Annotated in this window: 23 protein-coding genes and 1 pseudogene; 11 read left to right on the top strand and 13 right to left on the bottom strand. The window is 59.3% G+C overall.

Annotated features, from left to right (window positions below):
* Positions 1-2 precede the first annotated feature (2 nt).
* Positions 3-911 (bottom strand): alpha/beta fold hydrolase, encoded by a 909-nt coding sequence (locus tag ACFFFR_RS08200; protein WP_377459458.1) that lies wholly within the window; start codon positions 909-911, stop codon positions 3-5.
* A 101-nt stretch (positions 912-1,012) separates the two neighbouring features.
* Between ACFFFR_RS08200 and lysS the strand changes: the two genes are divergently transcribed.
* The 6 genes from lysS to ACFFFR_RS08170 all read left to right on the top strand — a co-directional run bounded on the left by lysS (position 1,013) and on the right by ACFFFR_RS08170 (position 8,743).
* Positions 1,013-2,533 carry a lysine--tRNA ligase gene (lysS, locus tag ACFFFR_RS08195; RefSeq protein WP_377459777.1) on the top strand — a complete coding sequence of 507 codons (1,521 nt, stop codon included), beginning with the start codon at positions 1,013-1,015 and terminating at the stop codon, positions 2,531-2,533.
* Positions 2,534-2,545: 12 nt separating this feature from the next.
* Positions 2,546-2,776: a hypothetical protein gene (locus ACFFFR_RS08190; RefSeq protein WP_377459456.1), complete on the top strand. Its 231-nt coding sequence runs from the start codon at positions 2,546-2,548 to the stop codon at positions 2,774-2,776.
* A 145-nt stretch (positions 2,777-2,921) separates the two neighbouring features.
* Positions 2,922-3,224: a histone-like nucleoid-structuring protein Lsr2 gene (locus ACFFFR_RS08185; RefSeq protein WP_377459454.1), complete on the top strand. Its 303-nt coding sequence runs from the start codon at positions 2,922-2,924 to the stop codon at positions 3,222-3,224.
* Between the two features lie 113 nt (positions 3,225-3,337).
* Positions 3,338-5,869 (top strand): ATP-dependent Clp protease ATP-binding subunit, encoded by a 2,532-nt coding sequence (locus ACFFFR_RS08180; RefSeq protein ID WP_377459452.1) that lies wholly within the window; start codon positions 3,338-3,340, stop codon positions 5,867-5,869.
* 95 nt (positions 5,870-5,964) lie between these two features.
* Positions 5,965-8,136: a S9 family peptidase gene (locus ACFFFR_RS08175; protein WP_377459450.1), complete on the top strand. Its 2,172-nt coding sequence runs from the start codon at positions 5,965-5,967 to the stop codon at positions 8,134-8,136.
* Between the two features lie 85 nt (positions 8,137-8,221).
* Positions 8,222-8,743 carry an amino-acid N-acetyltransferase gene (locus tag ACFFFR_RS08170; RefSeq protein ID WP_377459449.1) on the top strand — a complete coding sequence of 174 codons (522 nt, stop codon included), beginning with the start codon at positions 8,222-8,224 and terminating at the stop codon, positions 8,741-8,743.
* 4 nt (positions 8,744-8,747) lie between these two features.
* Here ACFFFR_RS08170 and ACFFFR_RS08165 read toward each other — a convergent pair whose 3' ends face one another.
* Positions 8,748-10,196 (bottom strand): L-lactate permease, encoded by a 1,449-nt coding sequence (locus ACFFFR_RS08165; protein ID WP_377459447.1) that lies wholly within the window; start codon positions 10,194-10,196, stop codon positions 8,748-8,750.
* A gap of 133 nt (positions 10,197-10,329) precedes the next feature.
* On the opposite strand from ACFFFR_RS08165, the gene ACFFFR_RS08160 reads away from it, so the two are divergent.
* A complete protein-coding gene (locus tag ACFFFR_RS08160; RefSeq protein WP_377459446.1) occupies positions 10,330-10,521 on the top strand; it encodes a CsbD family protein in 192 nt (63 codons plus the stop codon).
* Positions 10,522-10,612: 91 nt separating this feature from the next.
* Here the strand turns inward: ACFFFR_RS08160 and ACFFFR_RS08155 are convergent, their stop codons facing one another.
* From ACFFFR_RS08155 to ACFFFR_RS08120, 8 genes and pseudogenes are all read right to left on the bottom strand, one after another.
* Positions 10,613-11,728, bottom strand: coding sequence for a flavin reductase (locus tag ACFFFR_RS08155; protein ID WP_377459445.1), 1,116 nt, complete (start codon positions 11,726-11,728; stop codon positions 10,613-10,615).
* Positions 11,725-12,072, bottom strand: a pseudogene (locus ACFFFR_RS08150) (glycine betaine ABC transporter substrate-binding protein); the annotation flags it as partial. The pseudogene ACFFFR_RS08150 and the gene ACFFFR_RS08155, both read right to left, overlap by 4 nt.
* 17 nt (positions 12,073-12,089) lie before the next feature.
* The gene (locus tag ACFFFR_RS08145; protein ID WP_377459443.1) at positions 12,090-12,641 is read right to left on the bottom strand and encodes a glycine betaine ABC transporter substrate-binding protein; all 552 of its coding nucleotides are present in this window, start codon (positions 12,639-12,641) and stop codon (positions 12,090-12,092) included.
* Positions 12,638-13,357 carry an ABC transporter permease gene (locus tag ACFFFR_RS08140; RefSeq protein ID WP_377459441.1) on the bottom strand — a complete coding sequence of 240 codons (720 nt, stop codon included), beginning with the start codon at positions 13,355-13,357 and terminating at the stop codon, positions 12,638-12,640. The genes ACFFFR_RS08145 and ACFFFR_RS08140 overlap by 4 nt, the downstream gene beginning before the upstream one ends.
* Positions 13,354-14,001, bottom strand: a complete 648-nt coding sequence (locus ACFFFR_RS08135; RefSeq protein ID WP_377459439.1) for an ABC transporter permease — start codon at positions 13,999-14,001, stop codon at positions 13,354-13,356. Before ACFFFR_RS08135 ends, ACFFFR_RS08140 begins: the two co-directional genes overlap by 4 nt.
* On the bottom strand, positions 13,994-15,109 hold the full coding sequence (locus tag ACFFFR_RS08130) for an ABC transporter ATP-binding protein (protein ID WP_377459438.1): 1,116 nt from the start codon (positions 15,107-15,109) through the stop codon (positions 13,994-13,996). The genes ACFFFR_RS08135 and ACFFFR_RS08130 overlap by 8 nt, the downstream gene beginning before the upstream one ends.
* A 186-nt stretch (positions 15,110-15,295) precedes the next feature.
* Positions 15,296-16,204 (bottom strand): iron-sulfur binding domain-containing protein, encoded by a 909-nt coding sequence (locus tag ACFFFR_RS08125; RefSeq protein WP_377459437.1) that lies wholly within the window; start codon positions 16,202-16,204, stop codon positions 15,296-15,298.
* Between the two features lie 867 nt (positions 16,205-17,071).
* A complete protein-coding gene (locus tag ACFFFR_RS08120) occupies positions 17,072-17,380 on the bottom strand; it encodes a hypothetical protein (protein WP_377459435.1) in 309 nt (102 codons plus the stop codon).
* A gap of 151 nt (positions 17,381-17,531) precedes the next feature.
* Between ACFFFR_RS08120 and ACFFFR_RS08115 the strand changes: the two genes are divergently transcribed.
* Positions 17,532-18,131 (top strand): hypothetical protein, encoded by a 600-nt coding sequence (locus tag ACFFFR_RS08115; protein WP_377459433.1) that lies wholly within the window; start codon positions 17,532-17,534, stop codon positions 18,129-18,131.
* Here ACFFFR_RS08115 and radA read toward each other — a convergent pair.
* From radA to ACFFFR_RS08100, 3 genes are read right to left on the bottom strand one after another with little or no spacing between them, the layout of a single operon-like run.
* A complete protein-coding gene (radA, locus tag ACFFFR_RS08110) occupies positions 18,097-19,503 on the bottom strand; it encodes a DNA repair protein RadA (protein WP_377459432.1) in 1,407 nt (468 codons plus the stop codon). The two genes, ACFFFR_RS08115 and radA, sit on opposite strands and share 35 nt — an antisense overlap.
* Before the next feature lie 56 nt (positions 19,504-19,559).
* On the bottom strand, positions 19,560-20,153 hold the full coding sequence (locus ACFFFR_RS08105) for a GNAT family N-acetyltransferase (RefSeq protein WP_377459430.1): 594 nt from the start codon (positions 20,151-20,153) through the stop codon (positions 19,560-19,562).
* A 23-nt stretch (positions 20,154-20,176) separates the two neighbouring features.
* Positions 20,177-21,286: an FUSC family protein gene (locus ACFFFR_RS08100; RefSeq protein WP_377459428.1), complete on the bottom strand. Its 1,110-nt coding sequence runs from the start codon at positions 21,284-21,286 to the stop codon at positions 20,177-20,179.
* Positions 21,287-21,445: 159 nt separating this feature from the next.
* Between ACFFFR_RS08100 and ACFFFR_RS08095 the strand changes: the two genes are divergently transcribed.
* The 3 genes from ACFFFR_RS08095 to pstA all read left to right on the top strand — a co-directional run bounded on the left by ACFFFR_RS08095 (position 21,446) and on the right by pstA (position 24,764).
* A complete protein-coding gene (locus ACFFFR_RS08095; RefSeq protein WP_377459426.1) occupies positions 21,446-22,573 on the top strand; it encodes a phosphate ABC transporter substrate-binding protein PstS in 1,128 nt (375 codons plus the stop codon).
* Positions 22,574-22,701: 128 nt separating this feature from the next.
* A complete protein-coding gene (gene pstC / locus ACFFFR_RS08090; protein ID WP_377459425.1) occupies positions 22,702-23,661 on the top strand; it encodes a phosphate ABC transporter permease subunit PstC in 960 nt (319 codons plus the stop codon).
* Positions 23,661-24,764: a phosphate ABC transporter permease PstA gene (pstA, locus tag ACFFFR_RS08085; RefSeq protein WP_377459423.1), complete on the top strand. Its 1,104-nt coding sequence runs from the start codon at positions 23,661-23,663 to the stop codon at positions 24,762-24,764. Before pstC ends, pstA begins: the two co-directional genes overlap by 1 nt.
* Positions 24,765-24,803: the final 39 nt, after the last annotated feature.

Here is a 24,803-nt window from a genome sequence, read left to right as displayed (position 1 = left end):
GGTTAACGGTTTAGCGCCTCGGCTAAGGCACGCGCCAGCTTGCGGTCCCCGCGCATCGGTCCCTCATGGAAGTACCCGGCGGCACGTAGCAGATGCACACTCGGCATGGCGGTGGCCAGTGCCTGAGCGGCTTGCACAAAGTATTTCGGTGAGAAGCCGCCAGTGATCAGAGTCGTTTCGGGCAAGTTCGCGAAGGTCTTCACGGTTGGTTTGCTCTGCACGACGGCCCGCATTTCGTTCAGGCAGGTCCCCATCAGACGCAGATGTTCGCGGCCCGACCCCGATAGCGGCAGGATCCGTGAAACCTGGGTCAGCAGTGGTACCGGAAGCCACGACAGCGGCCCCGCGGTAGCGAGCCGGTTCACCAGCAACGCCCACGCTCGTCCGGTCTGGCCGGCGGCGAACGCATCATCCGCGTCCGGGGACCACATGTGATTCAACCGCCCATTCAGGTTGATCGGGGCGTCGTAGGTGACGACGTTCTTCACCCGATCGTCTTCGGCCGCTGTCAGCAGCGCCACCATGCCACCGAAAGAATGACCGAGCAGACGGCTGGCGCCGGTAGCCGCCAACAATGCCTGCAAATCTTCGATCTCTGTTTGGGCGGAGTAGTCGGCAGGCTGGGCCGATGAGTCCATGCGTCCGCGTCGATCGTATGTGAGTACGGGTGCATCCAGCAGCGGAACCAGCTGTCCGGCGGCCCGATAGTAGGCCAGCTGGGTGACCAAGGTGCCGTGGGCGATAATGACGGTCTGTTCCCGATACTCGGCGGGCAACCGGCCGAGCACATCAGCTAGCGCTGCGCCGGGGGAGGAGACGTACCGGCTCAGGGATGCAGGCAGGTGCAGAGTCGCACCGATCCTTGCTTTTGCACCGCTGGGAACGGTGCCACGAATCTTCACGGTATTCACTCTTCCCACAATAAGGCCTTGAAGAAGGTGAGCTGGGCAACCCGAATTCGGTTGGCCGTCAGAACCATCTAGAATAGAGAGCTGTGAGTTCCAATAATCCTGTGCAGTCTGCAGACACGTCAGAGTCCGGCCTGTCCGCCGGCGAAAAAATTCGTGAGGGCCGCATCGCCAAGCGTGGCGAACTGCTCTCCGCCGGTCACCAGCCGTACCCCGCTGAGGTGGCCCGTACCCACACGCTGGGGCAGATTCGGGACAAGTACGACGGTCAGCTAGAACCCGGTGCCTCCACCGGTGAGCGTGTTGGCATCGCAGGGCGCGTCGTGTTCTCCCGTAATACCGGCAAGCTCTGCTTCGCGACTCTGCAGGAATCCGCGACCAACGGGGACGCGGTCCGACTCCAGGTCATGCTCTCCCAAGCCAATGTCGGCGAAGAGTCACTGGCCAACTACAAGCACCTTGTGGATTTGGGTGACTTCATCTTTGTTGAAGGCGAAGTCATCGCCTCCCGCCGCGGTGAGCTGTCCATCATGGCCGACTCATGGCAGATGGCGTCCAAAGCACTGCGTCCACTGCCGGTGCTGCACGCGGACCTGAACGAAGAGACCCGCGTGCGCCAGCGCTACGCTGACCTGATTGTGCGCGATGAAGCTCGCCAGATGGTCTACAAGCGGCACAAGATTGTGCAGTCGGTGCGCCGGACCCTCGACGAGGCCGGTTACATCGAGGTGGAAACCCCGATGCTTCAGCTCATCCACGGTGGTGCGGCAGCACGCCCCTTTGAAACTCACCTGAATGCTTTCGATCAGGATATGACGTTGCGCATCGCAACCGAGTTGTTCCTGAAGCGGGCCATGGTCGGCGGCATCGACCGGGTCTACGAACTCGGCCGCATCTTCCGCAATGAAGGTGTCGACTCGACGCACTCCCCGGAATTCACCACGCTGGAGTGCTACGAGGCTTGGACTGACATGTACGGTATGGCCGAGCGTATGCAGCAGATCATTCTGAACGCTGCCGACGCGATCGGGGCCGGCCGCCAGATTGAAACCCACAAGGGCACCATCAACCTCGATGGTGAATGGGCATGGCTTGAGGTCTACCCGGGTCTGTCCGAGGCTGTCGGGGAGGAGATCACCCCGGAAACCGACGAGCAGCGCCTGCGAGAAATCGCGGAGAAACACAACGTGGCACTGCGCCCAGAATGGGGCCCGGAGAACATTGTGCTGGAGCTCTTCGGTGAAATCGTGGAACCGACCCTGCTCAACCCCACCTTTGTGTACAACTACCCGCCGGCGGCTCAGCCGTTGGCCCGACCGCATCGGGATAACCCGCAGGTCATCGAAGCCTGGGATCTGATCATTGGTGGCATGGAACGCGGTACCGCTTTCACCGAGCTGATTGACCCGGTGATTCAGCGTGAACGCCTGACCGAGCAGTCCAAGCTCGCTGCTGCCGGTGACGAAGAAGCTATGCAGCTCGATGAAGACTTCCTGCGGGCGCTGGAATACGGTGCTCCTCCGATGGGTGGTATCGGTCTGGGTATCGACCGGTTGGTCATGCTCTTTACCGATGTGGGTATCCGCGAAACGATTCTCTTCCCGCTTCTGAAGCCGGAAGCTTAGAAGGAGGCTCCGATGGAACAGTTCTGGGAGTACTTTGCCGTTCTTGCCCCTTCCGTCGGGGTATTCATCATCTTTTGGTTTGTTTATAAAGCCATTACCCGCGCCGACGCGCTCGAAAGAGAAACGGAAGCCGAAATCCGCGCCCAAGCGGGTATGACGGATACTCCGACTGCCGTTTCCGAAGATGCTGAAGAATCCGCAGAAACCGATTCACCAGACATTGAAGAAAATCGGCCAAGTTAATCTGCGGAATAGCGCATTAATATAAATTAGCCTCATTTTTGGGTGTAGAAAGCAATCAAAAGAGTTTAGAATCGATAAGTAGATGGTGATGTGATCCATCAGTCGATTCCTATTCAGCACACTGAAAGCGAAATGAGGCCTAATAGTGGCGCAACGAATTGAAGTCATTCTGGTCGACGATTTGGATGGCTCCGAAGCGGACGAAACGATTCAGTTCAGCATTGATGGTAATCACTATGAGATCGACCTGACCTCCGCTAATGCTAAAGAATTCCGGGCCGCATTCCGCCGGTACATCCGCAAGGGCCGGCCAATGCGCGCCACCCAGCAGAAGAATGAAGCCGCAGAGATCCGTAAATGGGCCACCGAGAACGGCTACGAGGTCAACGAACGAGGCCGGCTGCGCAAGGAGATTATCGACGCCTACCGTGAGGCACAACAGGCCTAAATTCCGCTCAACGCTAAGCCGGGTGTGATTCGTTCACCCGGTGGCGAACAGGTGCCACAGCACCACTCATTGCTGCGTAGCATTTAGCTAACAAGAAGCGAGGAGTGTGCTGAATGTTTGAGAGATTCACAGATCGTGCCCGACGGGTGGTGGTCCTGGCCCAAGAAGAGGCTCGAGGGCTCAACCACAACTACATTGGCACGGAACACATCCTGCTCGGCCTGATTCATGAGGGCGAAGGCATTGCCGCGAAGGCATTGGAAGCACTAAACATTTCCCTTGGCGCAGTCCGTGAGCAGGTCACCGAAATCATTGGTAAGGGACAGCAGACCCCCTCAGGTCACATCCCTTTTACCCCGCGCGCCAAAAAAGTACTCGAGTACTCGCTGCGTGAAGCCCTGCAGCTGGGGCACAGCTACATCGGCACCGAGCACATCCTGCTCGGACTCATCCGCGAAGGCGAGGGCGTGGCCGCCCAGGTGCTGGTCAAGCTCGGCGCTGACCTGAACCGTGTCCGCCAGCAGGTCATCCAGCTGGTCTCTGGCTACCAGTCCGGCTCCGGCAGCGGATCCGGGAAAGAGGCCGCCGGTGCTGGCGTTGGCCAGTCCACCCAGGGAGAAGGCACCCCATCCGGCTCGGTTGTCCTTGACCAGTTCGGTCGAAACCTGACAGCTGCTGCCCGCGAAGGCAAGCTGGACCCTGTGGTCGGTCGTGACCACGAGATGGAACGCGTCATGCAGGTCCTCTCCCGCCGCACCAAGAACAACCCTGTGCTGATTGGTGAGCCGGGTGTTGGTAAGACTGCCGTTGTGGAAGGACTCGCTCAGGCCATTGTGCGTGGCGACGTACCAGAAACACTGAAAGACAAACAGCTTTACACCCTGGACTTGGGTTCGCTCGTGGCAGGTTCCCGCTACCGCGGTGACTTCGAAGAGCGCCTGAAGAAAGTCCTGAAAGAAATCCGCACCCGCGGTGACATCGTCCTGTTCATTGACGAGATCCACACCCTCGTCGGTGCCGGTGCTGCCGAAGGCGCCATTGATGCCGCGTCCATCCTGAAGCCGATGCTGGCCCGTGGTGAACTCCAGACCATTGGCGCCACCACGCTGGATGAGTACCGCAAGCACATCGAGAAGGATGCCGCGCTGGAGCGCCGCTTCCAGCCAATTCAGGTCAACGAGCCGACCGTGGAACACACGGTAGAGATTCTGCGTGGCCTACGCGATCGCTACGAGGCACACCACCGCGTCTCGATCACCGATGATGCCCTGCAGGCAGCCGCCACCTTGGCTGACCGGTACATCTCCGACCGGTTCTTGCCGGATAAGGCCATCGACTTGATCGACGAGGCCGGTGCCCGTCTGCGTATCAAGCGGATGACTGCGCCGCCTGAGCTGAAGGAGATGGACGAGCAGATCGCCGCCATCAAGGCTGAGAAGGAAGGGGCTATTGACGCCCAAGACTTCGAAGGTGCCGCCGCACTCCGGGATAAGGAAAAGAACCTCGAAGACGAACGCGCCCAAAAAGAAGAGGCGTGGAAGTCTGGTGAGCTGACCACCGTCGCTGAAGTCGACGAAGATCTCATCGCTGAAGTCCTATCCGCCTCCACCGGCATCCCGGTCTTCAAGCTCACCGAGGCTGAAGCCGACCGCCTGAAGAACATGGAAGCCGAGCTGCACAAGCGGGTCATCGGTCAGAACGAAGCGATCAAGTCGCTATCGCAAGCCATCCGCCGTACCCGTGCCGGGCTGAAGGACCCGAACCGCCCAGGTGGTTCGTTCATCTTCGCCGGTCCGACCGGTGTCGGTAAGACCGAGTTGGCCAAGACCTTGGCAGAGTTCCTCTTCGGTGACGAAGACGCGCTGATCACCTTGGATATGTCCGAGTTCTCCGAGAAGCACACCGTCTCCCGTCTCTTCGGTGCCCCTCCGGGCTACGTCGGTTACGAAGAGGGCGGCCAGCTGACCGAAAAGGTTCGCCGCCGGCCGTTCTCGGTAGTGCTCTTTGACGAAGTCGAAAAGGCGCACGCCGACCTGTTCAACTCGCTGCTGCAGATCTTGGAAGACGGCCGTTTGACCGACTCCCAAGGCCGCGTGGTGGACTTCAAGAACACCGTGATCATCATGACCACGAACCTGGGTACCCGGGACATCTCCAAGGGCGTCATGACCGGCTTCCAGTCCTCGACTGACACCCAGTCGAACTACGACCGGATGCGGGCCAAGGTGCAGGAAGAACTGCGTCAGCACTTCCGCCCAGAGTTCCTGAACCGCGTGGATGACGTTATCGTCTTCCCACAGCTGTCCAAGGAAGAAATCCTGGAGATTGTGGATCTGTTCATCTCCCGCGTCGGCGCCAAGCTTGCCGATCAGGACATGACGATCACCGTCACCCAGCCAGCTAAGGAAGAACTCGCCGAGCGCGGCTACGACCCAGCAATGGGTGCCCGCCCGCTGCGTCGAACCATCCAGGCCGAAATCGAAGACCAGCTCTCCGAGCGGTTGCTGTTTGGAGAAATCAACCCCGGTGCCGAAATCACCGTGGACTTCGAAGGCGAAGGCCGGGACGGGAAGTTCACTTTCCACTGGACCGAAGGCCGGCCAGCACTCGAGCTTGGCGAGCAGCCAGAAGCCATCGAGCAGTAAATAAAAACTCACAACGAAAAGCTTTCTTCGCCACCGAAACGAACTGGTGGTGAAGAAAGCTTTTCTTATGCCCAAAAGTAGGACAAACTAGAGAAATGAGTCTTGAAGCAAGTATTTCAGATTATTGGAAAGACCTTGATCACTACCTAGCTCTGCCCCGGCTGAATAATCTCGTCTTGAGCCCGAACGGCAAGCAACTGGTCACCACAGTCGCCCTGTTGAATGCCACCGGCACCGAATACACCACCCAGCTGTTCGCAATCGACCCGGCAGGTGAACAACCTGCGCGCCAGCTCACCCACGGCGCAGAAGGCGCCGCAAACCCGGTCTTCACCAGCACCGGAGATTTGATCTTCACCTCTGCCCGTACCGGTCAAGATAAGGGGGAGAAGAACTCAGCTGCTGAAAAACAGTCCAGGCTCTATCGCTTGAGCGCAGGCCAAGACGGTCTGTTGGCCGGTGAAGCTGAGGAACTCTACACACGTAGCGGTGCACTGGTGAATCTGCTGGCCGCCAAGGACGCCGAGACCCTCGTGGCTGTTGCTGCCGTCATGCCCGGCGCGGCCAGCGACGAGGAAGATAACAAGTACCGCGCGCTGCGCAAAGACGCCAAGGTCGATGCGATTTACCACGCGTCTTACCCGATCCGCTTTTGGGATCATGACCTCGGCCCGGATGGCCCTCGCTTCGGTGTCTTGGAACCGGCAGCAGATGCCGAGGACAAGAAGAAGGATGGCGAAGAGCCGGATGCACTGAAGCACGCCTTCGCAGGGCACCGCCCATACGCGTCGGAGAACCTGAGTCTGCGCCTGCTCGGCGATCAGACCGAAGCCGCCCGCCGGGCCCCGGTTATCGAAGCCGATGATTCCCAGCTGAGCCCGGACGGAACAACCATTGCCTACGGCATAGGCGTCGGCGGCGGAAAATTCGATCAACGCTTCGCAGTAGAACTGCTCGATGTCGCCAGCGGGGAGGTCCGCCGTATTCTGGAGCCGGTCGACGGAGAATATGGCCCGGGTCCCTTCTCGGATTGTGGCCGCTACCTCGCGATCCACCGAGTCAACGACACCTCCGCCGAGAACGCCATCTGGGGCGACGTCGGCATCTATGATCTGCACACCGATGAATTGCGGATGCTTACCGACCGGCCCGACCACTGGTTCGCAGTGCACGGTTGGTCCGCTGACGCGGCCACCCTATACGCGGGAGCTGATGACGGCGGGCGCTACCGTCTCTTTGCCATTGATGCAGCCACCGGCGACTACAAGGTGCTGGCCGATGACCCGGACGCGTCCTTCATCGAGGTCAACGTCGGCCCGGATGCCATCTACGCTTTGCGAGCCGCCATTGACGCTGTCCCTACTCCGGTGCGGATCGATCCCGCTACTGGTTCCGTGACTCAGCTGCAGAGCTTGGTCGGCGCCAACCCGGAAAACCTGCCCGGCACCGTCACGGAAGTCACCACCACCGCAGATGATGGCGTCCCGGTACGTGCTTGGCTGGTGCTGCCGGAAGGGGCGAGTGCGGAAGCACCCGCGCCACTGCTGACCTTCATCCACGGTGGCCCGGTCATGAGCTGGAACATGTGGTCTTGGCGATGGAACCCGTACCTGCTGGCGGCCCACGGCTACGCTGTTCTGTTGCCGGACCCAGCCCTGTCTACCGGTTACGGCCCAGACTTTGTGGCCCGTGGCTGGAACAGCTGGGGTGAAAAGCCATACACCGACCTGATGTCGATCGTGGATGAGACCATCAAACGCGATGACATCGACGAGACGAAGACCGCGGCTTTGGGTGGATCCTTCGGTGGCTACATGGCGAACTGGATTGCTGGTCAGACCGACCGCTTCAAGGCGATCGTCACCCACGCCTCCCTGTGGGCACTGGATCAATTCGGTCCCACGACCGATGCAGCGTTCTACTGGGACCGCGAATTCTCCCCCGAAGGGCTGGCCAAGAACTCCCCACACAACAACGTGGAGAACATCAACACGCCGATGCTGGTCATCCACGGTGACAAGGACTACCGCGTGCCGATCGGCGAGGGTCTGCGGCTATGGTGGGAGTTAAACACCAAGTCCAAACTGCCGGCCGAGGGGCTAGAGACAATCCACCGTTTCCTCTACTTCCCGCAGGAGAACCACTGGATTCTCTCCCCGCAGCACTCCAAGATCTGGTACCAGGTCGTCACGGCCTTCCTCTCCGAACATGTCTTGGGTGAAGTACAGCCGCTGCCACCGGTCCTAGGCGGTACGGTCACAAGCTAAGCTATGCGTGTGATTCCTCACGTCACCGCAGTATTTGGGGTCGTGAGTTTGCGGGCGGACCCGGGGGCAAGAGTACGCTGGATAAATGAGTTCTCCAGCTAAGAATGCTTACCGGATCCGCCCGGCAGTCACCCAAGACGTGCCCGGCATCCGAGCGTTGGTGCGCCCGTGGGCAGACCAGCGCGTGCTGCTGGAGAAAGAAGCCGTCGCCTACTACGAGGCCATCCAAGAGTTCTTGGTGGCTGAAGACGATGACGGCAAAATCGTCGGCTGCGGCGCCCTCCACGTCATTTGGGAGGACCTGGCTGAAGTACGCACTCTTGCCTCCGACGATGCGTGGCGCGGTTGCGGAATTGGCCGCACAATCGTCACCGAGTTGCTTCAACGGGCCAAAGAACTGGGCGTTGACCGGGTTTTTTGCCTCACCTTCGAGGTCGATTTCTTCAAGCATCAAGGGTTCGCGGTCATGGACCAGCAAGAACCTATCGACCCGGAGGTCTATCAGGAACTCTTGCGCTCCACCGATGAGGGCGTTGCTGAGTTTCTCGATCTCGCCCGCGTGAAACCCAATACTTTGGGTAACACCCGGATGATCCGCTACCTCTAAGCGGTTACAGGAAGAGCACGTTGTATAGGGCCCAGAACACCGTCACGGTGCTCACGTAGGCCACCGCGACCAGCGCAATCCGTTTCCTGCTGACCGGCTGATGCGCTGCCGCCAACTGGTAGGCCAACTCCACACGGACCGGCGAGGCCAAACACCACAACGACGCGGCGGCATTGTGAGTGCCCAGTAAGCCAAGTTGCGGAATCCCTAGTGCTTGGGCACCGGCCGCCTGAGTCGTGATGAACATGGCGTTCGCGCCCGTGGTTGAGGCCGTGATGTAACCACCGATTGCGCCCAAGAAAGGGCTCAGTACCAAGTACCCGGTACCCAGCGCCGCGAATGCGGCTGCCAATTGTTCGGCCAAGCCGCCGGAGGCAAAGATCGTCCCCAGCGCCATATACAAGCCTGTAGGGATGGCAACCGAAACCCACAGCTTCACAGCGGCCAGCAAGAAGCGTCCCACGCGGGAGGGCGAGTTTAGATCAGCCGCGACCATCCAATCCCGCTGAATAAAGACCGCGGCAATCGCCGCAATACACAGCCAAATCGCGGGAGACGCCAAGGCGGGGAAGAGGAACTGGGCGGCAATCAGCCCGCCAATCAACACCATGTAGGGGGCGAATGCTTTTCCTGCGCTCGTGACAGGGTTCTTCGCGCGAGCTTCGCCAGTACGCCGACGCCGATTCTTGCGCCGCAGGGCCATCACGGCCAACAGCAACATGGTGTTCAGCAAAGCACCTAGAGCGCCGGCAACGGGGGTCCCAAAAATAGCGTTGGCCATTAAAACAAACGCAGACAGGGTCAGGCCCATCGTCCCGCCAATGAGCATCTGGCGGGCGCGAGCTTTCCTCGTGGTCCGGTCTAAGGCCACAAAGGGGATGACCAACCCAGAGATCAACGGGGCAATCCAGTTCACCTGAGCGGTGGCCATTCCGAGGTCCTGCAACGGAACATCAGCCAAGCGAGATGCCAGCAACGTACCCGGAGCCATGGACCCCCAGGCGGAGATTGTCAGGCCCAGCACCGTTAGCATGGCAGCCCGGATTGGGCTGAACCCGAGCTGGATCAGCAGCGGCAGGCCGATCAAGACGGAAACCCCAAAGCCTGTCACCGATTCGATGAACGGGATGACCCCGTGGGTCATCAAGAACGTGGTGGCGACCATGCCGCCTGCGCTGTAGGCCAGCCACTGTGCCAAAGTACGCTGCGCGCCGGATGCATCGAGTACTCGGGAAAGCAACACTCCACCACCGATGATGGAGAGCACCTCGATAATCATCCGACTTCCGCCACCGAGTGCCACACCGAGATCACCGAAAGACTTGTGAAACACCAGCATGGACACAGCAGCTGAGGACACCAACCCCACCAGGGGTGCGACCCATCCGGATTTTGCGGTCAACAAAAGAACGATCGTCAGGATCAAGGGTGCGGCGGCGAGGATGGTCAACATTGGTAGAACTCAGCATAGCCGCTCGGCATGAGTGAAGTCTGTCTGTTTTTTTGTTGTCTGCTCTTTCGCGGCGGCAATGGTGACGATAAGGTAGAAATACAGATCGTAAGCACGCTGATATTAGGAGGCGTTCATGGGCGCAGGAGATCGCGCGGAAAACCGCGGAGAAGACTTCAAAGGCAAAGTTAAAGAAGGCGTTGGCAAGGCGACCGACAACGACCGTCTGAAGAACGAAGGCCGTGGCGATCAGGCCAAGGCCAGCGTGAAGGATGCAGTCGAAGACGTCAAAGACGCCGCCGGCAAGCTTTTCAATAAGGACAAGTAAGTCCTAGGCTCACGAGTCGTTCACACGAGAAACCACTAGCTCCACATCCACCGTGGCAGCTGGTGGTTTTCTCTGTCTTGATCAGCAAAACCTACTTAGACTCAGGGCAGGTCAGATCGGAAAACTGCGCGGTCAGCTCGTTGGTGACTTCGAGCAGACGCGACCCAATGCGTTCCTGTTCGGCTCCATTGGCCGGCACCTGCAACCCGTACAGGGAGATGATCAGAAACGGGTACCCGTTCGCATCAAAGATTGGGGCTGACAAAGAATGAACTAGGCCGTCGGTGTCCTGTTGCGGAATTTCAAAGCCTGGATCCAATGGTGCAACGCTCGGACCGGATCGAAGGCTCGGGTTGAATTGGGAAGACTCTGCCGAGATGGCATACCCGCGCTCACGAATAGCAGCCAGACTCTCTGCCAGATAGTCCCGGTCTTCAGGTGCCACATCCTGTGCCCAACGCTGCGTTTCTTCTTCCGGGGTGAATGCGAACAAGGAGCGACCCAGTGGGGCCTTGGCAGGGTACCGTTGGCCGATCGTTTGCGGAATCCATGGGACCGAATGAACCCCGGCTGAGGCGAAGATGATGAAATCTTCGCCGTGCAAACCGCCCATAACCGCGCCGCAGCCGAGCTCCTGCGCCAAAGCCTCCATCGCGGGGCGACAGCGATCAACCGGTGAAATGAAGCTTTGCATCATTTCTTCACCGGCGACTAATGAGCGCGGCGTGAATTCACCAAACCCACCACGATAGAAGATCACTGGTAGGTCGTTGCTCAACAGCTCCATGGTCGTCACCGCGCCGAGCACGATGTCGTGATCGCCAGCCGGGATAACTTGCTCGATGTCGCATTCAATGTAGGCGACTGCACCGTTGACCATGGGCAATCCGGTTGGCGAGCTTTCCCAATCCAGGTTTTCAAAACGGGTGCGCTCGCGGCCGGAAAAGGCCCGCACCACATGCTCTTGCGTTGAGCTGAGGATGTTGACGGCGAAGCGCCCGGATTCACGAAGCAAGGGCCAAGTGCTGGAGGTATGCGCGGGCATGAAGGAAACCAGCGGCGGCTCCAAAGAGACAGAACTGAAGGTTCCGACGATCATCCCGATCGGCCCTGCGTCCGCATCGACACTGGTGATCAGACAGACCCCGGTCGGGTACTGACCTAACACAGTGCGGAAGTGTTGAGCCGTAACGGGGGTTCCAGTCATTGCTGAAGCTGCTCCTTGATCCATTTCTCTGCCACTTGATCTAAGTCATCGTGGTCGATGGAGTACTCGGCATTCATCTTAGTCAGCTGCTCGGTCGTGAGCGTCTTGCTGATGGTGTCCAGCACGTCCTGAGCCTCTTGGGGAACATACTGCTCGCAGATCAACGGGGTGATGTTGTTGACCCCGAGGGTTTCCTTGGGATCTTCGAGCACCACCAAGTTGTCGGTGGTGATTTGGGGTGTCGTGGAGAACAAGAGCGCGGCCTGAATGTCATTCTTCTGCAAGGCAGAGATGGTGATAGGCCCGGAGAAATCCAATGACTTGAACTCCTTGAACTCAATGCCGTAGTCCTTTTGTACACCTACATAACCTTCGGCCCTCGATTTCCATTCCGGTGGACCACAAAGACCAGTTCTCCAGCGATCGGTGCCAGATCTGGGATCTGTTTCAGGTTGTGCTCATCGGCCAGTTCTTGGGGAACCACGATCGCGTTGTTGTCTTGAGCGTCAGAGGGATCCAACACGGTGAGCTGCTCGGGTAGGGACGATTCGAGTGCTTCGGCCACCTCCTCTGCACCTTTGGCTGAGGCGTCCGGATCGAGGAATGCTAGGAGCGCCTGGTTGTACTCGGGCACGACGGTGATCCGGCAGCTTTCAATCTGGGTGTACATCACCTCGCGCGCGCCAATGTTGAACCGGCGTTCAACCGTGAAACCTTCTGCTTCCAGAGCCTGCGAGTAGATCTCAGCCAGAATTACGTTCTCTGGGAAGTTGGCTGAACCAACCACCACGGTGTTTTCGCCGGGACCGCCAGAATCCAAGCCAGCATTCAGCGGGTCGGAGTCAGCACACGCAGTCAGGGCTAACGCCAGGGCGGTAGCCATGACGCCCAGTCGGGCTTTGAGAGACTTCATGAGGTCGCCTTCCTGAGCTTGAATAGTCCGCGGCCAGGGCTGACCGGAGCCTTGCCCGGGCGCAAGCCGGGAGATATGGCGTATTTGCCGATCAACAGCAGGACGACTTCCACCAGGATGGAGAGCAAGGCAACAAGGATGGAGCCGCCCAGCACGGCGCCGAAGTCGCGTCGGCCCAGCCCGTCAAAGATGTACCGGCCCAGACCACCCAAGCCCACATAGGCTGCGATGGTCGCGGCTGAAATGACCTGGATTGCGGCCAAGCGAAGACCTGGCAGGATATAGGGGATGGACATGGGAAGTTGGACAAGGCCGATAGTTCGGCCCCTGTCGAAGCCCATGCCGCGCGCCGCGTCGATCACGGTCGCATCCAGGGAACGCACTCCTTCAAAGGTGTTGATCAACAGCGGCGGGAACGCCAAGACCACCAGTGCTACCAGCGGCGGTACGAGTCCGATGCCGGTGATCAACACGATCAACGTCAGCAGACCAAGCGTCGGCAGCGCTCGGATCGTGTTGGCCAAAGTGAGCACGAGAATCTCCCCGCGGCCACGGTTACCTAAGTACAGGCCCAGCGGGATGGCCAGCACGGCGGCAATGAGGATGGCAATCACGCTGTAGAGCAGATGCTCGGAGAGTCGTGCTGCGATGGAGTCTGGCCCGGACCACGTTTCCGGGCGGGAGAGCCATTCGGCGAGGAATTCTGCAAGTGTCATCGTTTCGCTCCTGCCGCCCATGGCGTGAGGGTTCGTTGCAGGACAACCAGCAACAGGTCACTGATGGCCGCTAAGAGCAGGGTCAGGACAATGCCGACCAAGATCGGAGTCGCGAAGAAGCGTTGCGCTCCGTCAATAAACAGGTCGCCGAGCGAGGAGATCCCCAGTACTGAAGCGACCGAGGCCATGCTGATGGTGGAGACCGAAGTGACCCGAAGACCACCCAAGATGATCGGTAAGGCGTTGGGCAGCTCAATGGTGAGAAGCCGCCGGAACTTGCGGTACCCCATGGCGGTGGCTGCTTGGCGCACAGCGTCGCTGGTGCCTTGAATCCCTTCGACCACGTTGCGCACTAAGAGTGAACCTGCATAGATACCCAGTGGCAGGATGGCGGTGAGTGGATTCAAGCCCGTGAAGGGTAGCAGAAAGATGAAGAAAGCCAGCGATGGGATCGCGAAGAACGTCGAACTTAACACCTGGATTAAAGGCTTCAGGGGATTCCAGTAAGCACCCAAGATGCCAATGGGCAGAGCCAGCAACAGCCCGATGCCCAACGGTACAAACGATAGGACCAGATGGTTCTGCGTCAGCTCCCAGATATAGGGGATGTTGCGCAGCAGCCACGGAATGTCGAGGTCAAACACGGGGTTTCCTCCGTTCTGCCGCGATGACTGCGCTGAAGTCATCCATCCCGGAAAAGCCAAGGAATCGGTTCGACGCGTCTGTTGCTACCGCTAGCGACACGGGGGACAACACAGCAGAGTCAAAGGCGACGCGTACGGGATCTTGCCCGTGCGTATAGGTGCTCCGGCAGGGGACCTGGACGGTTACGGTTGCCCCTTCCCGTTGCTGCCACAGCAGCGGGGCTTCATGCTCGTCAAGGGTGAGGAACCAATCGGTGTCTTCGACTTGTACGAGGTCGGGTTCGACAGGCCGTGCCTTGCCGGGCTCAAGTTCCGAAGTGGAGAGCGTGGACAGCCAGCGGATGCCTGAATCGCCAGTGAAGTCGCGCACGAACGCGCTCGCAGGCCGCAGCAGTAGGTCTTCCGGGGTGCCTTCGTGGGCGATGCGCCCACCCTGCTCGAACAGGACAAGCTTGTCTGCCAGCATGATGGCTTCATCTAAGTCATGGGTGACAAGCACGACGGTCTTGGCCAGCTCGGATTGCAGCCGCAGCAGTTCGGCCTGCAGATCGCTGCGGACGATTGGGTCTACCGCCGAGAAGGGCTCATCCATGAGCAAAACCGGGGGATTTGAAGCAAGTGGCCGGGCCACACCAACACGCTGCTGCTGGCCACCGGAGAGCTGGTGCGGGTATTTCTTGGCCATATCTTGGTCAAGACCGACCTTGGTCATCAGTTCCAGCGCATCTGCGCGTGCCTGACGCCGGTTGGCGCCGAGCAAGAGGGGAACGGTGGCGATGTTGTCGATGATGGTGCGGTGGGGGAACAGTCCGGCACTTTGAATGACGTAGCCGATGCCGCGCCGTAGCGTGGTTTGATCCAGTGTGCTGGTGTCCGTGTCACCGATGAAGACCTGACCGTCGCTGGGTTCGATCATCCTGTTGATCATGCGCAACGTGGTTGTTTTACCGCAGCCGGAGGGACCGACGAAAACGGTGATTTGGCCAGCTTCACAGGTGAGGTTGATGTCTTGAACCCCGATGCTTCCGTCCGGGTAGGTTTTGGAAACATTGTCGAAAACGACAGGTTCGGCCCCCGTCGCGTTTTCGTGGGACTGAACTTTTGGCATGAGGTTCCTTCGCGGTGGACCGCTTAGCTATCTAACAAGTCGATACCTCGAGCCTAGTCGGGGAATGAGCCCTCGTCAGTGATTAAGCCTAATGATTTTTGAATATGTTTCATCGAAAAGGGTAAATAATCCTTATTTACGTGAAAGTAGTAACGCTGGGTGATGGATTGACAGTCGGGGCACTACTTAGCTGGGTAGTTGCGCCCGTTCCAAGTTCTCGCCGGTGAGTTCGACTAGACCATCGGCGACTAACCCATTCAGGCACTGCACCTTCCGGTCGTGGTCAGCCCAGGCGAAATCCACCGCGCCCAAGAGCTCGGTGACGGGTAGGCAGCCATGTTCTTCTCGCAGGGTTTGCACTAGCGCGCCCCGTAACTGGCGGTCAGTCCCGTGCCAGGGGTGACCCTTGGGTGTGTAGTGCGGCTCGGGACAACCGGTCAGCTGCCATGCACAAATATCCAGCAGCGGGCAGGCGTCGCAGGCAGGTTTGCGTGCCGTGCAGACCAACGCACCAAGTTCCATGGTGGCCGCGTTCCACTGGTTGGCCAGCTCCGGGTCAGTAGGTTTGACCAGTTCGGCGCGCTCGCGTTCAGCCTTGGTCAACGAGGGTTCTGGTAGCGCCATTCCCGCGAAGGCGCGGGCATGTACGCGTCGGATGTTGGTGTCTATGACGGTGGTCGGGACATCGTAGGCGAAGCTCGCGATCGCGGCCGCGGTGTAGGCTCCAACCCCGGGTAACGCTAGAAGCTCTTCCTCGGTGCGCGGCACCTCGTTAGCGTATTCGGTTGCGATGGTTGTTGCCGCTGCATGCAGTCGTAGTGCTCGGCGGGGGTAGCCGAGTCTGCCCCAAGCCCGAATCGCCTCACCTGCTGGTTCGGCCGCCAAATCTGCGGGGGTAGGCCAGCGTTCGAGCCACTCGTACCACCGTGGCAGCACCCGCACCACGGGAGTCTGCTGCAACATGAATTCGGAAACCATGACGCCCCACGGAGAACAATCTGCTTCGCGCCACGGTAGCGATCGCGCGTTGTGGTCGAACCATTCGGCTAACCGCTCGTGATACTCGGAGAGTTCGACGGGAAGATTCAGGGGCATGAGTCTATTGTTTCTTGATAACCGATTTTGTGCCGCTTAGGATTCGCTCAGGAGCATGTCCGGAGGAAACTCGAGAATTGGACCCATTGAGTGGCCCCAATTATGTTCTTTGAGGTGCTGCAAGTGAGTGCCGGTAATGCCGCGTGGTTGTTCACTTTCGAGGATCATTAGCGCGATCCTTCTATCTCGATAAGTAATACGTCTGCCAGCGATACTGCACGCGTGCATTGACAGGTTCGACGCTTCTTCTTGGGTGAAACCGAAATCATCGATATTTCGTTGAATCCACTCTTGTTTGTCAGTAGGTAGATCCCGTATGTGGGCCCCTTCTTCATCTTGCCAAACTCGACTAATCATCCCTTGAGTCGCTGGGTAGCGAGGGCGCCCGGATGACTCTAGGTGCGGGTTTTCTGAGTAGCGGACAATGCGCACAAATTCGTTGGTATCACGATCAAGAACGTACAGGGTAGCTCGGACGTCTCTCCTGCATATATTCAGGTCTTGCAGAAGGATTCGAAGTTGGTGAGTCAAGAACGCTTGGACCCTAGGGGTTACCAATTTCAACTGGTCTTCAAAACGCTGGTTGTCCCGTTCAAGATGTAGACGACTTTTTGATCGACGCGTAACCAAGAAAATGCTCATTACCAGCATGAAAGCTATGAGAAAGAAGGCTATCCATCGTATTGACTGCTGGTGGGGATTTCCCGAGAGAACGGTGGGGAAAGAAAGTACAGCCAGCCCGAGGGTGGCTGCTACCGAGAGGACCTCTGGCAGGAACTCCCAAGCCCTAGCTAGCCACCGAGCGACAGGACGAAAGCGCTCTTCGCTCGGTGTCAGCGACGCTGGATTAATATCGACCATCTTGTATCAGGCGGACAATAGGAAGGACCCGTGCTTTTCGACGGTCAGCTCCTGATCTTCTTTTTCCGCCCAAGTACGGATGAACTGCTCTATGCCCTTGAGTACCTTCATTCCGATCTCTTCGGCTTTTACAAAGTTGTCCGAGCTTATTTCCATACACACCACGAGTGCATGGCGTCCCGGCTTGAAACTGTAATCCAGTTTTCGAACGGTAGGGTGAGTCAAATCTGTCGTGGGTAGGGCGTTCAACAGGGATTCGATGGAGTGGGTGTTCGCAAGCAGAATTTCAGCTTCGATATGCATCACCGTTGACATGGTGTCACTTTCCTTTCTGCTCTCCTTGGTTTGAGTATAGAGAACAAGTCTGACAATTTGAGGTTGTTTCTTCGGCCTCTGGGGAACGTGAGTTCGGTGTGTTGGCCTGTAATATCCGGGTTGCCGGAGAGTTTGGCCATAAGCTGGTGGCATGTTTGGATCTTCTGGCCGGCGCAGTCCTGAGGTGTACCGTCGCCGACGTATTGTCGTCGGCGTGCTGGCGCTGCTGGTGCTTGCGTTGGTTGTCTGGTTGATTTCTTGGGCGGTCACCGCGGTCGGGTCCCTCTTCGGGGGAGACGAAGAACCGCAGCCACAATCCAGTCCGACGGTGTCTGACCAGCAGACAGCCGAACCGGAGCCGTTGGCCTGCAACCCGAAAGATCTTGAACTCACAGCCGGGACGGCGGCGGAATCGTTTTCACTTTCAGCCAAGGAAGCGATCTTGGAGCTGGGTATCGAGAACACCTCTAAAGTCGCCTGCACCTACAACGTGGGCACTAGTCAGCAGGAATTCTTGGTCGTCAGCGGTTCTGATCGGATCTTCTCCTCCAAAGACTGTCAGGTTGATGGCGAAGACCACGAGATGGAACTGAAACCGGGCAAGAAAGAACTCGCACGCTTTTCTTGGCAGATGAACCGTTCTGAAGCAAAGTGCAAAGACGTCTCAGCTACGCCGCAGCCGGGAACCTACAAGCTGACGGTCAAGCTGGGCAAAATCAGTTCTGATTCGACGACTTTTTTCCTGCGCTAGCAAACACCAGCTCTAACCCTTCCGCCAGCGTGCTGACGTAGGCCAAACGGATGTTGCTGCCCGCCGGCAAGGAAATCTCTTGACCGGCCGGGACGAGGGCATGGGTAAAACCGAGTCGGGCTGCTTCCTGGATACGACGGCTAGCACCTGGAACAGGACGGACCTCGCCGGCCAGACCCACTTCACCAAAGGCGATCAATCCACCGGGCAATGTGTGACCGGTTTTGGAGGAAGCAATAGCCAGCGCGACGGCCAGATCGGTGGCGGGTTCACTCAGGCGTACGCCACCAACAGTCGAGACGTAAACGTCATCCTTGTACAGCGGTAGGTTGGCCCGCCGTTGCAGGACAGCCAGCAGCATGGAGACACGGGAGTTGTCGAGACCGGAGACGGCACGGCGCGGTTGCGGAGTCGCGGATTCAGCGAGCAGAGCCTGAACTTCTGCCACCAGTGGCCGTTGACCTTCGAGCGCAACCGTCAGGCAGGTTCCGGAAACATGTTGATTACCGGTGGAACGGAACAGTGCCGACGGGTCAGGCATGGCGGTGATGCCTGATTCGGTCATCTCAAAACAGCCCAGCTCATCGGTCGGCCCAAATCGGTTCTTCACTGCACGCAGCAGACGCAAACGTCCGTGACGTTCGCCTTCGAATTGGCAGACGACATCCACCAAGTGCTCTAACAGACGCGGGCCGGCGATCGAGCCGTCCTTGGTGACGTGCCCAACTAAAACGGTGGCGATGTTGGCCGCCTTGGCGGCGGCGATAATGGCGGCGGCGACTTCCCGGATCTGTGAGGTGCCACCGGCCACGCCTTCAACTTCCGCCGAGGAAATGGTTTGCACCGAGTCCACGATCAGGAAACGGGGTTTGTGCTGGTTCAGATGGGCCAACACAACGGACAAGTCGTGTTCGGAGGCCAAGAACAGGTTGTCTGCCAGTGCGCCAATTCGAGCGGCACGTGACTTCACCTGCGCGGCTGACTCCTCGCCAGAGATGTAGAGGACCATATTGTTTTCGCGAGCCACGGATGCGGCCAGATCGATCAGCAGTGTGGACTTACCAATGCCGGGTTCGCCGGCCAATAAGGTCACCGAACCGGGGACAAGTCCGCCGCCGAGAACCCGATCGACTTCAGAGTTCCCGGAGGCAAAGGAAGTCGCCTCCGTGACATCGACTGAGGCGATGGGCGCTGCTGGGGTTTCAATCGCGGTCGCGGCAGAAGTTTTCACGGCGGCGCTACCGCCGCCAACACGCTCTTCGACGGTGCCCCAAGCCTGACATTCACCGCAGCGGCCCACCCACTTGGCCGTTGTCCAACCACATTCGGTGCAACGGTACTGATTGGTGGTGCGGGTGCGTGTCTTGCTCATGCCTACCAGCTTAGTCGCGGGCGCAGACCGGATAGGGGAGGGAATGGTGCGCCGGCCTAGAAGTGGCGCAGCCGCTCGGTCAAACCCAGTTTCACAGTCGGCCACTCGACCGCGATGATCGAATACACCACGGTGTCCCGCAAGACCCCGGACACGAACATGTGTGAGCGCAAGATACCGTCTTGTTTTGCGCCAAGTTTTTCAATAGCGGCCCGAGAACGTCGGTTATGAAAATGGGTGCGGAACTCGACCGCCACGCAATCCAAGTCTTCGAACGCGCGGGCCAATAACAGCAGCTTCGCCGCCGGGTTCACCACAGTGCCTTGGACGGCGGTGGCATACCAAGTGTGCCCGATCTGGAGCCGACGATTCGCTGCGTCCAGATTCATGAAAGCGCTCATGCCCACGGGTTCATCGTGCAGGCAAACCACAAACGGGGCCATCGCTGACTGCCGCTGCAACTCATTGCGCCACTTGATTTCGGCAGGAATTTCCGCCGGGCTGGGAACCGAGGTGTACCAGGTTTGGTCTAGCCCCTCCGCCGCTGTTGCGAGTGCCTGCTCGTCACCGGAGTGGTACGCGCGCAAGGTCACCGGTCCCCACGCCAGCGTCGGGGTGGCTGCAAAGTCTGTTTGGGTGGGTTCTGACATGGTGTCCTCTTAGCTAAAGGTGGCTATTCGATATCGGGTAGATAGGCAACCGCTGCCGAGCGTTCAATGCCCGTGGCCACGAGTAGATCAACCAGCAGCGGCCGAAGCAGAAGTATCAGGGACTGGCCTTCAATGCTGTGCACGCCGAACTGTTCCGGTGAGAGCTTCATGGCGAGGGCCGCGAACTCTTCCCGGGGCAGGCCCATGGAGTGGTACTTCAACGTCCGAGAGGCCGCCAACGTGGAGCTAAACAGGGCTACCGCGTCGGCGAGTGCGGAGAAGTAAGCGACCAGCTCGGTCCGGGCTTTGGCATCAAAGACGCCCGCATCCAAGGCTGAGGCCGTCCGACGCAGAATAATCCGCAACGAACGCACCGCTAGATCCAACTGCGGGATGGCGGCGGAGAGCTGGTCGATCTGCGAACGGTGTTTGCGCCCGGACGGGTTGAAAGTGGCCTGCTCGGTGGAGGTCGGCAACGTCGTTTCCAACGCGGTGATCTTGTGTTGATTGCGACGCAACAGAATCAGTGCGTGCCATGCGGCGGCAGCACGTTCGCTGCGGAATGCCTCCGCGGCGTCTTGGCAGGCCCGCACCATGTCCCCGGAGACGGCGTTCAGCGCGGCGAAAGGTTCTGTGCGTGGGTCCTTGGGCATCAAGAAGACGACTAGCAGCGCGCAGACGCAACCGACAATCGCATCCAGCGAGCGGGTGAACGGGCCACCTTGGGCCTCTGGTAAGAGCACCACCAGCACGGATTGCAGGCCCATCTGCATGGTGAAGGCGGCGCCCGAGTCCAAGAACCGTGCCAACAGGATGGACACAAATAACACTAGGGTGGCCACCCAGATGTCCCGGCCCAGCCAGTGCATGAGCAGGTCACCAATGAGGATGCCTAAGGTGCAGCCGATCGAAACTTCTAGGACTTTACGAATCTTGGGGTCGCGGTTGAAGCCCAATGCAATGAGGGCGGCGGTCGCGGCAAAGAGCGGTTCTTGGTGTCCTAGGACGGTGTGGGCGATGGAGTAGGCTACGGTTGCGGTGATGGCCATTTGCGCTGCGGCCAAGACCGAAGACTGAGCCCGGCTCGCTCCTGTCTTGACACGCTGGACCGCAAAGGCGCGCAGTTTACCCATGGCCCCAGCTTACCCGCCGGAAGGGAAGCAGGGTGTCGCTCACATCACAGGAACTTCTCTGCAGAGTTAACCTTGTGTTCACTTGACGGGGCCTAACTCGTTACGTGGCGCGCTTAACCTCGAAGAGGATTATCACCCACCTCTGAAAGAGAAATGCTCGTGAAGGTTACCCGTTTCGGCCGCACCGCAGCCGTTCTGTCCATCGCCGCGCTCGCGCTGACCGCCTGCGGCAGCAACAACGAAGCCGCCAATGAGGCTGCCGGTGGCGGCACCAACAACAACGCCGGTGCTGAAAACGGCGAACAGCTCTCCGGCACCATCACCGGTGGCGGCGCTTCCTCCCAGGAATCCGCTATGACCGCTTGGGGCTCAGGCTTCCAGTCCGCACGTGGCCCGCAGGTCAACTACGCCCCAGTTGGCTCCGGTTCCGGCCGTAAAGGCTTCCTGGCTGGCGAATACCAGTTCGCTGGTACCGACTCCGCTCTGGCTGACGATGAGCAGGAAGAAGCCAAGCAGGTTTGTGGCGACGAAGGCGCCTACAACATCCCGGTTTACATCTCCCCAATCGCGGTTGCTTTCAACCTCGAAGGCGTGGACACCGTGAACATGGATGCTGCCACCATCGCCAAGGTCTTCTCCGGTGAAATCACCAGCTGGGATGACGAGGCCATCAAGGAGCAGAACCCAGATGCGGAACTGCCATCCGAGAAGATCACCGTTGTGCACCGCTCCGATGAGTCCGGTACCACCAAGAACTTCACCGACTACCTGAACAAGGCTGCTGAAGCTGACTGGAAGTGGGAAGCTGAAGACGCGTGGCCATCTGAGATCACCGCAGAGTCTGCCCAGCAGACCACCGGTGTTGTCTCCCAGGTCAAGTCCACCCCGGGCGCGATCACCTACGCTGACGCTTCCGCAGTTGGCGAGCTGGGCACCGTGGCCGTGAAGGTTGGCGAGAACTACCAGGAATACTCCCCTGAAGCCGCCGCCGCCATCGTAGACAAGTCCCAGGCTGCCGAAGGCGCCTCCGAGAAGGACTTGGCTATCGAGCTGGACCGCACCTCCACCGAAGAGGGCACCTACCCAATCGTGCTGGTCTCCTACCACGTGTTCTGCTCCACCTACAAGGATCAGGAAACCGTTGACCTGGTGAAGGCCTTCGGTGAATACGTGATCTCTGAAGACGGCCAGAACACCGCCGCAGAGTCTGCCCACAACGCTCCGATCTCCAATGAGACTCGCGAGCGGGCGCAGGCCACCATTGACGCCATCACCGTCGCCGAGTAAGTCCAGCGAAAGCTGACTTACTAGACCCGTGAATACCATTAGTCGGTAATGAAGATGCCAGCAGCGCGTGCGTTGCTGGCATCTTCATGGGTCCAAACCCTAACCGTCCTATCACCAAGGGATTGACCGTGACACAAACCCACTCTGAGCGGACCGCCGCCAAGAGCGCTTTCGCGAACAAGACCGTCGGCAACCCCGCAGGGGACAAGGTCTTCTCTGCTTCGGCCCTCATCGCCGGCGTGATCATTCTGGCCGTTCTGGCCTTTGTGGCCGCCTACCTAGTGGTTGAATCCCTGCCGGCCCTGTTCGCCGGCGAGGGCGAACTGACCGGCGGCAAATCGAACTTCTTCGAGTACGTTTGGCCGCTGATGGGCGGTACGCTCATCGCGTCCACCATCGCACTCCTCTTGGCCACCCCGGTCGCTGTGGGCGTGGCCCTGTTTATCTCCCACTTCGCCCCGGCCCGCTTCGCGGCGCCGATCGGCTACGTGATTGACCTGCTGGCCGCCATCCCCTCCGTTGTGTACGGTGCCTGGGGTATGGCCGTGCTTGGCCCAGCCGTGGTGCCGATCTACCAGTGGTTGGAGAACAACGCAGGTTTCCTACCATTCTTCAAAGACGCCTCCGCAACGGGCCGCACCTTGCTGACCGCCTCCGTGGTGCTGGCCGTGATGATCCTGCCGATCATCACCTCGATGTGTCGAGAAATCTTCGTCCAGACCCCGAAGCTGCACGAAGAAGCGGCGCTGGCCCTGGGTGCTACCCGCTGGGAAATGATCCGGATGGCCGTGCTGCCGTTCGCCCGCTCCGGCATCGTCTCCGCGATCATGCTCGGGCTTGGCCGCGCACTGGGTGAAACCATGGCCGTGACCCTAGTGCTGTCCCCGGGTCTGTTCACCTGGAACATCATCGGGGCCGGAAACCAGACCATCCCATCGGAAATCGCCTTGAATTTCCCGGAAGCGTTCGGCATGCGCGCCAACGAGTTGATTGCGGCAGGTTTGATCCTGTTCATCATCACCTTGGTGGTCAACATGATTGCCCGCTGGATCGTAAGCCGGCACAAAGAATTCTCTGGAGCTAACTGATGTCTACCGTGGAAAAACCCAACAAGCTGACGCAGGGCCAACTGCCTCGGTGGACCTGGATCGCCGTGCTCGCCGGAGCCCTAGTGCTCTCGGCCGCGCTGATGGCCGTTGTCGGATTCAACATTGCCGGCTGGCTGGTCATCTCCGCGCTGGTCTTCGTGGTCGCCATTACCGCCGTCACCTACTTCGTAGAAGGCGGGCGCAAGGCCACCAACACCTTCTGGTCCGCGCTGGTCGTCCTGGCCTTCCTGCTGGCACTGGTCCCACTGATCTCGGTGATCTGGACCGTGCTGTCTATCGGTGCCAAGGGGCTGATGGCCCCCGGCTTCCTCGGCTCGGACATGAACGGCATCACCGGTGTGGTGGACCAAGCCAGCCAGAACGAAAACCTCGATGTTTTCGGTGGTATCAAGCACGCGCTGATCGGCTCGCTGATGATCACGCTGGTCGCCACCATCATCTCGGTCCCGATCGGCCTGCTGACCTCCATCTACTTGGTGGAGTACTCCCGGGACAACTGGTTCTCCCGCGCCATCACCTTCTTCGTGGACGTCATGACCGGTATCCCTTCGATTGTGGCCGGTCTGTTCGCTGCGGGTCTGCTGACCCTGATTGTCGGTCCCGGCAACTTCCGGATGGGCTTCACCGCCTCGGTCGCGTTGTCCGTGCTGATGATCCCGGTCGTGGTCCGCTCCACCGAAGAGATGCTGCGCGTGGTGCCGAACGAGTTGCGTGAGGCATCCTACGCGCTGGGTGTGCGCAAGTGGCGCACGATCCTGAAAGTCGTGATCCCGACCGCGATCTCCGGTATCGCCTCCGGTGTGACGCTGGCGATCGCCCGCGTGATCGGTGAAACCGCACCGATCTTGGTCACCGCAGGTGTGGCAACCCAGACCAACTGGAACATGTTCCATGATTGGATGATGTCCCTGCCGGTGTTCATTTACCGGCAGCTGATGAACCCGACCGCCCCGGCGGCCACCGACCCATCGACCCAACGTGCATGGGGCGCGGCGCTGGTCTTGATCATCGTGGTGATGCTGCTGAACCTGCTGGCCCGCGTGATCGCCAAAGCCTTTGCCCCCAAGAAGTCCGGCCGCTAACCGGCAGCTAACGTTTTAGAGCTACGAAGGAAACAACAC

Origin of the sequence: Micrococcoides hystricis, assembly GCF_042434215.1 — a bacterium.
GTDB classification, from domain to species: domain Bacteria; phylum Actinomycetota; class Actinomycetes; order Actinomycetales; family Micrococcaceae; genus Micrococcoides; species Micrococcoides hystricis.
This window is presented reverse-complemented; position numbering and strand designations above follow the sequence as displayed.

Excerpts from the sequence above, each read along its gene's own strand:
- ACFFFR_RS08190 (WP_377459456.1), top strand. The coding sequence starts at position 2,546 with ATGGAACAGTTCTGGGAGTACTTTGCCGTTCTTGCCCCTTCCGTCGGG.
- ACFFFR_RS08180 (WP_377459452.1), top strand. The coding sequence starts at position 3,338 with ATGTTTGAGAGATTCACAGATCGTGCCCGACGGGTGGTGGTCCTGGCC.
- ACFFFR_RS08175 (WP_377459450.1), top strand. The coding sequence starts at position 5,965 with ATGAGTCTTGAAGCAAGTATTTCAGATTATTGGAAAGACCTTGATCAC.
- ACFFFR_RS08170 (WP_377459449.1), top strand. The coding sequence starts at position 8,222 with ATGAGTTCTCCAGCTAAGAATGCTTACCGGATCCGCCCGGCAGTCACC.
- ACFFFR_RS08165 (WP_377459447.1), bottom strand. The coding sequence starts at position 10,196 with ATGTTGACCATCCTCGCCGCCGCACCCTTGATCCTGACGATCGTTCTT.
- ACFFFR_RS08160 (WP_377459446.1), top strand. The coding sequence starts at position 10,330 with ATGGGCGCAGGAGATCGCGCGGAAAACCGCGGAGAAGACTTCAAAGGC.
- ACFFFR_RS08155 (WP_377459445.1), bottom strand. The coding sequence starts at position 11,728 with ATGACTGGAACCCCCGTTACGGCTCAACACTTCCGCACTGTGTTAGGT.
- ACFFFR_RS08145 (WP_377459443.1), bottom strand. The coding sequence starts at position 12,641 with ATGAAGTCTCTCAAAGCCCGACTGGGCGTCATGGCTACCGCCCTGGCG.
- ACFFFR_RS08140 (WP_377459441.1), bottom strand. The coding sequence starts at position 13,357 with ATGACACTTGCAGAATTCCTCGCCGAATGGCTCTCCCGCCCGGAAACG.
- ACFFFR_RS08130 (WP_377459438.1), bottom strand. The coding sequence starts at position 15,109 with ATGCCAAAAGTTCAGTCCCACGAAAACGCGACGGGGGCCGAACCTGTC.
- ACFFFR_RS08125 (WP_377459437.1), bottom strand. The coding sequence starts at position 16,204 with ATGCCCCTGAATCTTCCCGTCGAACTCTCCGAGTATCACGAGCGGTTA.
- ACFFFR_RS08120 (WP_377459435.1), bottom strand. The coding sequence starts at position 17,380 with ATGTCAACGGTGATGCATATCGAAGCTGAAATTCTGCTTGCGAACACC.
- ACFFFR_RS08115 (WP_377459433.1), top strand. The coding sequence starts at position 17,532 with ATGTTTGGATCTTCTGGCCGGCGCAGTCCTGAGGTGTACCGTCGCCGA.
- radA (WP_377459432.1), bottom strand. The coding sequence starts at position 19,503 with ATGAGCAAGACACGCACCCGCACCACCAATCAGTACCGTTGCACCGAA.
- ACFFFR_RS08105 (WP_377459430.1), bottom strand. The coding sequence starts at position 20,153 with ATGTCAGAACCCACCCAAACAGACTTTGCAGCCACCCCGACGCTGGCG.
- ACFFFR_RS08100 (WP_377459428.1), bottom strand. The coding sequence starts at position 21,286 with ATGGGTAAACTGCGCGCCTTTGCGGTCCAGCGTGTCAAGACAGGAGCG.
- pstA (WP_377459423.1), top strand. The coding sequence starts at position 23,661 with ATGTCTACCGTGGAAAAACCCAACAAGCTGACGCAGGGCCAACTGCCT.